General features: G+C 38.2%; 8 protein-coding genes and 1 pseudogene. 4 read left to right on the top strand and 5 right to left on the bottom strand.

Annotated elements, in window-relative coordinates:
- Nucleotides 1-207 precede the first annotated feature (207 nt).
- The 3 genes from PVV68_RS05510 to PVV68_RS05500 all read left to right on the top strand — a co-directional run bounded on the left by PVV68_RS05510 (nt 208) and on the right by PVV68_RS05500 (nt 3,438).
- Nucleotides 208-600 carry a Fur family transcriptional regulator gene (locus PVV68_RS05510; RefSeq protein WP_273720932.1) on the top strand — a complete coding sequence of 131 codons (393 nt, stop codon included), beginning with the start codon at nt 208-210 and terminating at the stop codon, nt 598-600.
- Nucleotides 601-756: 156 nt separating this feature from the next.
- Complete coding sequence (locus PVV68_RS05505; RefSeq protein WP_273720931.1) at nt 757-1,848, top strand: HlyD family secretion protein; 1,092 nt, start codon at nt 757-759, stop codon at nt 1,846-1,848.
- A gap of 18 nt (nt 1,849-1,866) precedes the next feature.
- The gene (locus PVV68_RS05500) at nt 1,867-3,438 is read left to right on the top strand and encodes a DHA2 family efflux MFS transporter permease subunit (protein ID WP_273720930.1); all 1,572 of its coding nucleotides are present in this window, start codon (nt 1,867-1,869) and stop codon (nt 3,436-3,438) included.
- Nucleotides 3,439-4,539: 1,101 nt separating this feature from the next.
- Here PVV68_RS05500 and PVV68_RS05495 read toward each other — a convergent pair.
- The 3 genes from PVV68_RS05495 to PVV68_RS05485 form a co-directional block, all read right to left on the bottom strand.
- Nucleotides 4,540-5,124 (bottom strand): GNAT family N-acetyltransferase, encoded by a 585-nt coding sequence (locus tag PVV68_RS05495; protein ID WP_273720936.1) that lies wholly within the window; start codon nt 5,122-5,124, stop codon nt 4,540-4,542.
- A gap of 50 nt (nt 5,125-5,174) precedes the next feature.
- Nucleotides 5,175-6,308, bottom strand: a complete 1,134-nt coding sequence (locus PVV68_RS05490) for a type III PLP-dependent enzyme (protein WP_273720929.1) — start codon at nt 6,306-6,308, stop codon at nt 5,175-5,177.
- Nucleotides 6,309-7,428: 1,120 nt separating this feature from the next.
- The gene (locus PVV68_RS05485) at nt 7,429-8,346 is read right to left on the bottom strand and encodes a rhodanese-related sulfurtransferase (protein ID WP_273720935.1); all 918 of its coding nucleotides are present in this window, start codon (nt 8,344-8,346) and stop codon (nt 7,429-7,431) included.
- A 114-nt stretch (nt 8,347-8,460) separates the two neighbouring features.
- Here PVV68_RS05485 and eda point away from each other — a divergent pair, with 114 nt between their 5' ends.
- Entirely contained in the window at nt 8,461-9,126 is a 666-nt protein-coding gene (gene eda, locus PVV68_RS05480) for a bifunctional 4-hydroxy-2-oxoglutarate aldolase/2-dehydro-3-deoxy-phosphogluconate aldolase (protein ID WP_273720928.1), read from the top strand.
- A 372-nt stretch (nt 9,127-9,498) separates the two neighbouring features.
- Here the strand turns inward: eda and PVV68_RS05475 are convergent.
- Both PVV68_RS05475 and PVV68_RS05470 read right to left on the bottom strand, forming a co-directional pair.
- Nucleotides 9,499-9,759 (bottom strand): annotated as a pseudogene (locus tag PVV68_RS05475) (ferredoxin--NADP reductase); the annotation flags it as partial.
- Nucleotides 9,760-9,831: 72 nt separating this feature from the next.
- Nucleotides 9,832-10,662, bottom strand: coding sequence for a ferredoxin--NADP reductase (locus PVV68_RS05470; protein ID WP_273720927.1), 831 nt, complete (start codon nt 10,660-10,662; stop codon nt 9,832-9,834).
- Nucleotides 10,663-12,560 lie beyond the last annotated feature (1,898 nt).

Genomic DNA, 12,560 nt, shown 5'->3' with positions numbered 1-12,560 from the left:
TCAACTAAAGAGTCAATATCATTTTTTAAAAAAAATACCAAAATAATGATTTTTATAATACTAATTACAATACTAACATAAAATGACTACACACTCAAAACTACCTACAAAAAACAAACTCAAACAGAAGGCACATTGCTAAGATATACCATTGCACAAAGTCCGCACAGGCTCTATGCTTTTCATCAAAGCAATAGGAAGGTGTTAATGTCATCTAAGCTTACGCGTAACCAAACATTGGTTTTAAACACTTTAAAGAATGCAAAAGGACCTTTAAGTGCTTATGCGATTCTTGATCATTTACGCGATGAAGGATTTCGCGCACCACTTCAAGTTTACCGTGCATTAGAAAAACTTGTACAATTAAAATGTATTCATCGTCTTGAAAGTGTAAATGCTTTTGTAGCCTGTTTACATCCTGAAAATTGTCAACACGAACTTACAACCTTCATCATTTGCGAAAACTGTGGCAAGGTGAATGAAATACAAAACAAAACGATTGTCTCTAACTTGAGACAAATGGTTCAAGCGGTTGATTTCCAAGCACGGAAGAGTACTTTAGAAATACGAGGCATTTGTAAAAAATGCGCGATAGAATAATATCTCGATACTTGCAACTTTCTATATTTAGCATTATGCTTTTAAAACTGTCTCATTGCTTGAAAAGCTTTTATTATCCTTGCAGATAAATCACTCCCCTTGACAGTGATGTGCTTGTTTCACTTATTGAAACATAAAATTGAAAGTGTAGAATTTATGTCCATATCTGAGACGATTGCTTCAAACAGATATTTCAAAAAGACAAAGAAGAAAATAATCCGTATTCTTCTTATCGTCCTTGCTCTTTGTGTGCTGTGGTTTAGCTATAGATGGATAACACAATGGCGTTACATGCTCACCACTGATGATGCTTATGTACAAGGAGACATAGCAGCTATCGCACCTAAATTAAATGGATATATAGAAAAAATCGCTATTAAAGCCAACCAAACTGTAAAAAAAGATGATATCTTATTCCGCTTAGACAATGGTGATTATAAAATCGCCTTAGAACAAACAGAAGCACGCCTTAATACGCAACAAAAAACGCTTCTGCGTATTGATGCACAAATTACAGCTGCTCACAGTGCGCTTGATGATGCACAAGCGCAAAAAGCCGCCGCTTCCGCTATAGCAACCAATGCGCAACTCACCTTAAAACGCATTACAGAGCTTAAAGCCAGTCGTTATGCTCCTCAAGCAGATGTTGATGATGCCAAATCAGCTTATGAACAAGCCATTGCGAATGTTAATCGAGCAGATGCGCAAATAGCTGCAGCACGTGCAAATATTCAAGTGCTAGAAGCACAACGAAATGAAACAGAAAGCCAAACAAAGAGCTTAGAACTCACGCGTGAAAAAGCACAACGTGATCTTGATTCAACCATTATACGGGCTCCATTTGATGGGATTATTGGCAATTTAACCGCGAAAACGGGCGATTTTGTTGCAAATGGCCAACGTCTTGCAGCATTAGTCCCCACCCAACAGCTTTATATTGATGCAAACTATAAAGAAACACAGTTGCAAAATATTCATGTTGGACAAACGGCTTATATTACTGTTGATGCTTTCAAAAAAGATGCTTTTACAGGAACTGTTCTCTCTATTGCACCGGCAACAGGAGCCGTTTTTTCCCTTCTCCCTCCACAAAATGCCACAGGCAACTTCACCAAAATCGTTCAACGTATTCCTGTACGGATCTCTATTCCAGAAGAAGTTTTAAAAACCGGACATATTAGAGCAGGAATGAGTGTCTCTGTAGAAATTGATACACGTACAAAGCCACAAGATAAAAATCTCTTATAAAAAGCAAATGATCTGACTATGACATCTCCCCTATCAGAGGCAAAACATTCTCAAGAGCGCATCGAAATCCGCACAATCGTGGTTTTTATTGCTATGGCCTTTGGTATGTTTATGGCTATCTTGGATATTCAAATCGTTTCCTCCTCTTTAGCTGAAATTCAAGCAGGCCTTGCAGCAAGTTCTGAAGAAATTTCATGGGTTCAAACCTCCTATCTCATTGCTGAAGTCATCATGTTGCCCCTTTCTGGATTCTTAGGAAGATTGCTTTCAACACGCGTTTTCTTTACCATATCGGCTGTTGGATTTACGATTACCTCTATTCTTTGTGCAACAGCAACATCTATTGAAGAGATGATTGTCTACCGTGCACTCCAAGGTTTTATTGGTGGAGGGATTATTCCTAGCGTTTTTGTTGCATCTTATATCCTTTTTCCTCCTTCCAAGCGCCCAATTGTCACACCTATTGTTGGACTAGTAGCAACACTAGCGCCAACCATTGGTCCAACAGTAGGAGGCTATCTCTGTCATATCTCCTCATGGCACTGGCTTTTTCTCATCAATGTACCCTGCGGCATTATTATCTCAATTCTTGCTTGGAAATTGATTGATTTTGATAAAGCAACCCCCTCTTTAATGGCTAAATTTGACTGGTTAGGCCTCATATCGATGGCTGTTTTTCTCGGAGCATTAGAATATATTCTAGAAGAAGGCGCTCGCCATGATTGGTTTAGCGATAAACTGATTCTAAACTTATTCATTATCATGATCTTGTCTGCAGTTTTCTTCTTCTGGCGTGCTTTGACTGCGAAAGAACCGATCGTTGATCTTACGGCTTTTGCCAATTTTAATTTTTCAACCGCAGCCATTTTTTCTTTTATGCTTGGCATAGGTCTTTATGGACTCACATATCTTTATCCCGTCTATTTGAGCCAAATTCGCCATTACGATGCGCTTATGATCGGAGAAACATTATTCCTTTCAGGATTTGTCATGTTATTAACCGCGCCTGTTGCTGGATTCCTTTCAGCACACATTGATGAACGTTTGATGATGGCAATAGGACTTTTTGGCTTTGCCTTAGGAACTTGGTTGGCAAGCTCCATCACAGACAACTGGGATTTTTGGGAGCTGTTTTGGCCTCAAGTTCTCCGTGGTGCTTCCATTATGTTATGTATGGTCCCTGTGAACAATATTGCCCTTGGAACACTCCCACCAGAACGTATGCAAAATGCCTCTGGACTTTTTAATCTCACACGTAATCTTGGCGGTGCCGTAGGGCTTGCTATTATCAGCACTCTTATGACAAAACGCACAGACCTCCACTATGAACGCATAGCCGAAACTCTCCAACAAGGAAATAGACAGGCAACGGAAATACTTTCAAGCCTCACTGCGTACTTCAAAACGGCAACTTTTGATTCCCATACACTTGCCCTCTTTCAACTTTTTAATATGGCGCGCATACAAGCAACGGTTATGGCTTTTAGCGACATTTTCTTGATCATGGCTATCATCTTTATCGTCTTAACATTCATGACGTTTTTTCTCAAAAAAACACCACCACTCACCGATACCCCCTCAGGTCACTGAGTTTTATCCATGAAAATTATGGAGTGTTTTTGTACCCCTCATCAATTGCTTCTCTCACTTTCCTATAACGTTATCTCCTCTAAAGAGATGATATAGTATTAGATACTGAATGCTTATTCCTCATCAAACTCTTATTAAATGCGAGAATATGTGCGCACTTTTAAGAATGACCTTTTGGAAAGAGTTGTACAGTTTGAGATAAAAAACATCTTTATGATGATTTTTTCTTCCCGATTCTATGACACAAAAAAACATTGAAAGAGTATTTTCCTCTTTATGATAGAGAACATTGTAATACTCTTCTTGCCTTTAACAAAACACTGTTCTTGAATACGTAAATTGATTGTTTTATCCAGGTCTAACGAAAGCTTACATTTCATTATAATTGCACTATCAAAAACCTCTCTCGTTATTTTATGGATTTTTCACTATAAACTTAAGTCGTACAAAAACTCTCAAACTTTTTCTCTTTAAACACAATGATAGGAAAAACTGTTAAGCACAATAGGCAATATTATTATATCATTATCAAAACACATATCCATAGACTTGATTCAAGCCATGAAGAGCACATATTTGCACGGCGTAGTATAGTAGAATCTACCTTAGCAAAGGACTTTCTGAAATGTAACTTCTTCCTCTTGAGAAATCATCATTTTGAATTCACAACCCCTAACAATCAAACTGACTATTTCAGTTATAATGGCATCTCTAATCTCAAAAGATACTGGTCTCTTGAGTACTACAATTTTTGAAACATAGGACTCTCTCAAAACGAGATTTTAAAACCATTTCTGCTGTTCTTCACCCTCTATTTACCTCCAATGAAAAACTTTGGTGACATAAAGTAATGAAAAAATTCTATAAAGAGAGCAATAAAATAACATCAACGTTTTCATCAAACGCCCCTTAAAAACAATATAAACACCAAGCCCCCTCAATAAATGACCAGAAATGATCAAACAGAGCAAAATACACATGCAAGCAAAAGCATGCTAGGCAATAAAGCTATCCTAAAATTTGTATTTCAAGACAAAAAACACCATGCATAAAAATGGAGAGTTCCTCCATGATACTATGGTTAGAAAATAAATTAGTCTTTTAAGCCACTTTATGACGCTGCAAACGATTCAAAAATTCTCGTTCTCCACTAGGAATCAGAGTGCCATGACATGCGGAAAGGTAGTCTGGTATTAATTCCAACGCTTGAAAACGGTGTTTTTCATAAGGACCAGGCATTGCCAAATTTTTCGTGAGCCTGTTTGAAAAACCAAAACGCTGATAAAATGCACCATCACCCACTAATAAAATGGCACCATGACCGAGTTCTCTTGCTGTTTTAATTGCATGTTGCATAAGAACAGATCCTATCCCCATACCGGAATATTCTGCTGAAACAGCCAAAGGTCCTAAAAGCAAAGCATATTGTATAGCATTTTGCTCTTTGTTAAACCGGACATGCCAAAGACGTACACTACCGACAAGCTCTCCAAGTGCATTTTTAACGACAAAGGAAAGCCCACACGCAGCTAACCGGCCACGACGTAAAACCTCTGACGACTTACGCTTACGCCCCTTTCCCAAAGCTAAATCAAGTAACTGTTCCCGATACGGCGCATCAGCTTCTTGCTCACATGCAAGGCTAAAAAGCGCACCATCTTTTGTTTGAAAATGTATCATATCCATATTTGTCACATGCCTTCCCACTATACATCTTGTCATCAATAAAGAAAGACTTAAATCACATAGGATCGCAAAGGCTCAAAACCATTAAAAGCAACCGATGCATAAGTTGCCGTATAAGCACCCGTTCCATGAATCAACAACTCATCGCCCACTGTCAGAGATAAAGGGAGTGGATAAGGTTTTTTTTCATAAAGAACATCTGCCGAATCGCATGTTGGACCCGCTAAGATGCAAGGCTCCATTACCTTATCATCATGAGGTGTTTCAATAGGATAGCGAATTGCTTCATCCATAGTCTCAGTAAGACCATTAAATTTTCCCACATCAAGATAAACCCATCGGATATTATCATTGTCTGCTTTTTTGGATATCAGAACAACTTCTGTGCGAATAACACCCGCATTACCAACCATCCCACGTCCTGGTTCAATGATCGTTTCAGGAATACGATTACCAAAATATTTTTTTAACGAATCAAAAACAGCTGTACCATAAGCTTGTTCGCTAGGAACATCTTTCAAATAACGCGTTGGAAAACCACCGCCCATATTAACCAATTTCAAGGAAATTCCTTCTTGCTCCAAACGCTTAAAAACTGTAGCCGCATCCGATAAAGCACGATCCCACGCCCTAAGATCAGTTTGCTGAGACCCTACATGAAAAGAAACACCATACGCTTGCAAACCCAATTGATGTGCTCGACGTAATACATCAACCGCCATAGCAGGAACACAACCAAACTTACGTGACAAGGGCCACTCAGCGCCTTTTCCATCTGTAAGAACCCGACAAAACACGCGAACTCCTGGAGCAGCACGCGCAATCTTTTCCACTTCTTCAATACAATCAACGGCGTAAAGGGAAATGCCAAGAGCATATGCATGGGCAATATCGCGCTCTTTTTTAATCGTATTTCCAAAAGAGATACGATCACACGTTGCCCCCGCTTTTAAAGCCATTTCAATTTCTGCAACAGAAGCCGCATCAAAAGATGAGCCTAAGCAAGTAAGCAAACGCAAAATCTCAGGTGCTGGATTTGCCTTTATCGCGTAGAAAATACGAGACTGCGGAAGAGCTTTTTCAAAATTTAAATAATTTTCACGGACAACATCTAGGTCAACAATTAAGCATGGACCTTCAGAACGATGTGTTGCAAGAAAATCGCGAATACGTTGCGTCGCCATCTATCAATTCTCCTAAGGGAATAAGATCCCTTCTCTATGCTTGGACAGCATAGAGCCGCCAATAGCTAAAAGACAAAACACATACAGCTAATATGATTACTCTGATTACTTTCACAATCAGAAAGAAACCATACCGCATACAATGAAAGAACAGCGCAGAAACTGCGTTATCCTATTTTATCTGCCTTTTTGATTGGAGTTGAGAAAACCACTTCCGCACTGAAGGCAATGAGGTGTGCCTCTATAGTTATCCCAGCATTTGGACAGCTGGAAGACACCAGAAAGGCCCGCACCGTCGTTGCTTCAAGATGTCCTCACTCTTTCGGTTGGCCGTAAGAATGACTGGAGCGGTTAGTTCCAGGTACCGTACCGGTTAATCTCACCATTTGAGAACCAGCGGACACCCACAGGCACGTGCGACTTTGGGCAAGGTTTCATATAAGATGAATTCCTCTTCATTTCAATAATTTTTTTTTATTTAAACATTTTTTAATTTTTAAAGAAAATATGATGTAAAAAAACAACAGATTCTGGCAAAAAATAAGTCACTCTATTTTTTTAATCACTTGTAAGCCTTATAAAAAGCCTCATCATTATGTCACTTATTTGCAACTTTTATTCAAAAATCTGTTTGCTTGGGATTCCTTTGTGGAGAGTTGCCGCTACGCAATCCATAATGATAACTCTCTTATCTCGAAACATTCAGCATTCCATCATAAGAATGCTTATAATAATACATGCCACAGTATCATCGTCTTTAATATTGATGAAATCATAAATCCATCATAATATCTTTACCATTCCCACTCATACACTTAACTCCTACATGTAAAAGAGCGCCTTCATCCCATATTGTATCTGAGAACACGTTCAAGTCACCCCTATTTACACTCTCACCTCTATGACACTCGCAATGAAACACTTTATTGTTTCAAAATGAGGAACATTTGAAATCAACCAAATACAAGAAATGAAAGGAAGCTGATTGCAAAAATAAACAACACTTAACCAATAACTGAAACTTTCACAGCAAACAAAAGACCGGACAACGCCCAGTCTTCTAACCCTTTTCTTTCTTAACAAAAAAAGTAAAAAAATTAAGCTTTAAACGACAATATCTTTAAGACTCTTGATGAGAATCAATTGCACGCAATTTTGCTAATTGGAATTGCCTATGACGTTCGCGAAAACGCTGCCTATCAGCTTCACTGCGCGTATCATAACAAGCATCACACGAAACACCTTCTTCATAATGAGGTGACAATTTACTTTCAGCATTAAGAGGAGAACGACATGCACGACAAAGCTCACGTCCACATTCTTCAAGACCATGTTTAACAGAAACACGCTCATCAAAAACAAAGCACTCTCCCCACCATAAACTTTCTTCTTTTGGAATTGTTTCCAAATATTTCAGAATCCCGCCTTTTAAATGATAAACCTGTTCATAGCCAAGTGCACGCACGTAAGCAGTTGATTTTTCACAGCGAATCCCACCTGTACAAAACATGGCAATTTTCTTTTTCTTTTTTAAATCAGCTTCATGCTTGCGTACCCATTCAGGAAATTCACGAAACGTTTTAATACGCGGATCAATTGCTCCTTGAAAACTCCCAATCGCATACTCATAATCATTACGCGTATCAATGAGAATTGTCTCTTCATCTTTAATAAGAGCATTCCAATCTTGAGGATCGACATAAGTCCCAACCACCTTTAACGGATCAACACCTTCAACCCCCATAGTGACAATCTCTTTCTTCAAGCGCACTTTCATGCGATGAAATGGCATTTTTGATGCCCATGAATATTTAATTTCCGGCGTTTGAAACGCTGGTTCAGCTGTAATAAAATCCACTAATGTTTCAATTGCAGCACGAGATCCCGCAACAGTTCCATTAATGCCCTCTTGTGCCAAAAGCAGGGTTCCTTTGATATCATTTGCTTGACATAAATTCTGCAAAGGTTTTTGTAATTGACGATAATGCTTTAATTCTGCAAAGCAATAAAGTGCAGCAACTCTAAATTTTTTTTCCATGTTCTTTGCCATAACGCGGGTTTCATTCAATTTCAAGATTTATTCATCCACCCTTTAACATATTGTGCTTAATCAAACTATATGAAACAATATCATCTCTTAAGAGAAAACATCATGTGCCAAAAAATAGACGCTCTTTTATCACTTCTCCAACAACAAACTGTTATACCTATTTTGCAGATTGACGATCTGCAAAGTGCCATACCCTTAGCACACGCCCTTGTTAAAGGCGGACTCAAAACAATTGAAGTCACATTGCGAACCCCCAATGCATGCGATGCAATAAAAGCAATTATACAGGAAGTGCCACAAGCAATCGTTGGCGCAGGAACAATTCTGAACCCTCAGAACTATGAACAAGCCGAACGTACAGGAGCAAAGTTCATTGTAAGCCCTGGCTTCTCAAATCAATTAATCGATTGTGCAAATAATAGTGAAATCCCCCTTCTCCCTGGTGTGATGACACCAAGTGAGCTCATGCAAGCACGAGATAAAGGCTATTCATATCTTAAATTTTTTCCTGCCAAAGCAGCAGGCGGCATCGCCTTTATTCAAGCCTTAGCGTCCCCCTTCTCTGACATCCACTTTTGTCCAACAGGCGGCATAACACAAAAAAATGCAAAGCAATGGCTCCAGCTTTCTAATATCTTCTGCGTTGGCGGTTCTTGGATAGCCCCAAAACAGCTTATAGCAGCAAGGGATTGGAATGCAATAAGCGCATTAGCACATGCAGCAACACAGCTTTCCTCTCACACGACAAAAGGACGTTCCACACTATAAGGCGCAGATCTATATTATCACTCTTAACGAAGACTTCCCCCTCATACACCCCCGTTGTCATTCTTCCCTATCACCACCATAGAGAGGCAAATCATCACCCCCCCCTTCATCAGAAGAAATTTTGCAGTAAACCTGTCGTTTCCAATGTTGGGAGAATCCTTCGGCATCTGAAACGATTCACAAAAGACATTTTACGCCTTTCTTCTATAGTTTTTATTCCCACGCTAATCCCGCTTGTAACCTGCAAACAAATGATTTTGATTGATCAACATAGAAGAGATAAGAAAATCTCACGATATTTAGGGTTCTCATTCAACATAAAAACTCTCATTACCATTATAAATCAATGTATTATAAAAAATAATCATTCTACAGAACAGTTGTAATACATCCCATATGCTCGAGAAATTCACGAGTGATCATAGGATAAAATTTCAACTGTTGTGCATATGCGTCAATCAGGAAATCTTTTGGGAAAGAGACACCAAGATCTCTCGCAAAAGCGAATTCATCTCACCGATGAGTTGTTTGAATAAGCACCATTTCTGAAAATATTTCATAAGTATCAGAATCACGAACAAAACCTGCAAAGGGAGCAACACCCACTGCTGTTGAAAGCAAATAAAAAAGCTTTTTTAGAAACAAAAGCAGCAAAAATCCTTGGATCTATAGAGTTTTATGCATAAAATGCAGAGAGCTCTGCTCTCACCCTACAAAAGCACGCTCCACAACATAGGTAGCAGGTGCATTATTAGCACCTTCAACAAGACCAAAGGATTCGCACATCCTTGCACAATCCTTCAACATTGCCATAGAGCCACAAATCATCACACGATCTTCATCAGGAGAAATTTTGGGTAAACTAGTCGTTTCAAAAAAAGCACCGCTCTCCATAACAGTTGTAATGCGCCCCATATATTCAGAAGATTCGCGGGTGGTCATAGGATAAAATTTCAACCGTTTTGCGTATTCGCCAATCAGTGGATCTTGTTGTAAAGAGGCGACAAGATCCTTCGCATAAGCAAGTTCATCTCGCTGACGGGTTGTTTGAATAAGCACCACTTCTGAAAATTTTTCATAAGTATCAGGATCACGGATGAGACTTGCAAAGGGAGCCACCCCCGTCCCCGTTGAAAGAAGATAAAGACGCTTCCCAGGAATAAGAGCATCAAGAACCAATGTTCCAGTTGCTTTCTTACGCATCAGCACTGTATCACCAATTTTAATTTTTTGCAGATGTTCGGTTAATGCCCCCCCAGGAACTTTGATTGAAAAGAACTCAAGCTGTTCATCCCAAAAAGGACTTGCAATTGAATACGCACGATAAACCGGTTTCTCTGCGTTTGGTAAACCAATCATAACAAATTCACCAGAACGAAAACGAAAATTTTCTGGACGATTCAAGCGAAATTTAAACAAACTGTCCGTATAATGATAAACTTCCTGAACAGTAAGCGCGAACACATTTTCAGGAATAGGAAAGTTTGACGTAACGCCGCTAATGTTTGACTGAACATGAGTAGCAGACATTTTCATAAAACTCTTCCCTTAATCTTCATCCAACCTACAATCTTCAAAGTGATATAATACCTGCATCCTCATCTGCCAATATTTTTCTTAAAATACAGATCATAAGATTAACACTTTTATATCAAAATTAGTTGCAAAAAAACGTACAAAACATGCAACTTGCATGATCCCAAACGCTATTATCCCAAAACACATTATCATTATCATTGTCGGTGATAAAAAAATCCAACGCAGACATTTTATAAAGATCATTTAAACAGTAAATATAACATTTAGGCAAATCTGCTCAAACACAATTAAATTCATAAAAAAATAGAAATTTGATAATATCCAACACAATACCCTATGTCATTTGTATCTTTGTCAAAGCAAGAGAAGATATTTCAAAATAAATTCTCAATCACAACAGCTCTTACATTTAACATCGCTCAATTTATGCTTGTTTTCTTATGAGAAACACAAATGTTAGCGATATGAGTACAGATCAATAACTGGTTTTAGTGTGTTTCTATAATTTTCCAGCGTTGATTATCAGGCATAGAGATTCGTTGTGTTCCCTACCGACCTTCCTCACATCATTATTCACGTGAAGAGATGAACTATAAGATGATCTTTGAACAACAAATTTGATTTCCATTTCAATAAATGAAGTTGTGGAATACAAAAATACCCAATAACGACCATCTTGGGAAAAAAGAACGGTCAAATCAACTGCTTTCAACGCATCAGAAATGGTTTGTACAGTCAAATCTTTCCCATTAACAAAAGCTACTTCAGGTACATGATGGGACGGTATTCCTCCAAGATTGTTTACAATGTTGATGCAATCATCATCATTACCGACAGCTTGAACGACATAAAGATCATTGCAGTTTCCATAAGTATAGGTATTTTGCTTGGCTTTGGCTGTATTATCGCCTCTAGGGAATCTAAAGATTGAACTTTACACACCCGTCACAAAACAACAGGAGAATTATCCTGCCCCTTTAAAGATATTGCAAAGCGAGTATTCTTCAACGAGCATAAAAGTTACCAAATGTTTTGGAACTTTAAGAATACCCACGATTGTTTTGTACCATCCATTAAATCTGTTATGATAGAGGTAAGCAAATTTTTACTTTGTAAAATATTTCATTTGTATTGTATTGTTTTCTTGTCTTGCACAGCACTTCAATACGATAATTGCACTCCTGAACCTCTACCACAAAAATGCTTACACGTATCACTCTTCCAACCAACAGTCTTCCAGAGAAAGACATTAACGAAATGATCATCCCCACTTTTTATAAACCAATATACCCACCATCCCCGTTTTTAAAAAATGGGTTTGCCCAGTAGTAATGAGAACGCACTCCACCATCATTATTCTTCTGCTGGGAAAACGCTCATTGATTAAATTCAGAAACAAGCCAACCATTATGCGAAACAGCCACAGTCCCAACCGAAACAATAGTACAACTTGGCAAACGCACTAAAAACAATAAACAATGAAGAATATTTTTTATCTGTAATTGATAACACCTCCCCCTTTAATTCATGACAGATAAAGCTCATTTTATCAAAAGCACGCTCTATAACACCAATGTTACAAAAAACTTTAATTCACTACTGGTCGTACAGTTTTTTCTGATTTCACTATGAAAAACGACACAACACTATGAGTACATTTTTATTTTTTTAATGCTTGAACCAAAGACAATTCAGTAAAATACAAAAGTCTATGCCTTACCAACCCTCAGTAAATTACGCTGCCATAAAAATACAAAGGGAAAGAATAATACATTGACATGATTATACTCAAAATCAATCTTTTACCTTAAAAGATTGCTCTGACGATACATAATCCAGTATGAACTATTGATGATTTTAACAAGAACAAATAATACGGAGATCCTCTTCATATA

The organism is Bartonella sp. ML69XJBT (assembly GCF_028618515.1).
Classification (GTDB): Bacteria; Pseudomonadota; Alphaproteobacteria; order Rhizobiales; family Rhizobiaceae; genus Bartonella.
The sequence above is the reverse complement of the archived record's forward strand: the minus strand, read 5'-3'. Positions and strand labels throughout refer to the sequence as shown.

Bases quoted from the DNA above. Each gene is read 5' to 3' on its own strand.
- PVV68_RS05510 (WP_273720932.1), top strand. From the start codon at position 208: ATGTCATCTAAGCTTACGCGTAACCAAACATTGGTTTTAAACACTTTA.
- PVV68_RS05505 (WP_273720931.1), top strand. From the start codon at position 757: ATGTCCATATCTGAGACGATTGCTTCAAACAGATATTTCAAAAAGACA.
- PVV68_RS05500 (WP_273720930.1), top strand. From the start codon at position 1,867: ATGACATCTCCCCTATCAGAGGCAAAACATTCTCAAGAGCGCATCGAA.
- PVV68_RS05495 (WP_273720936.1), bottom strand. From the start codon at position 5,124: ATGGATATGATACATTTTCAAACAAAAGATGGTGCGCTTTTTAGCCTT.
- PVV68_RS05490 (WP_273720929.1), bottom strand. From the start codon at position 6,308: ATGGCGACGCAACGTATTCGCGATTTTCTTGCAACACATCGTTCTGAA.
- PVV68_RS05485 (WP_273720935.1), bottom strand. From the start codon at position 8,346: ATGGAAAAAAAATTTAGAGTTGCTGCACTTTATTGCTTTGCAGAATTA.
- eda (WP_273720928.1), top strand. From the start codon at position 8,461: ATGTGCCAAAAAATAGACGCTCTTTTATCACTTCTCCAACAACAAACT.
- PVV68_RS05470 (WP_273720927.1), bottom strand. From the start codon at position 10,662: ATGAAAATGTCTGCTACTCATGTTCAGTCAAACATTAGCGGCGTTACG.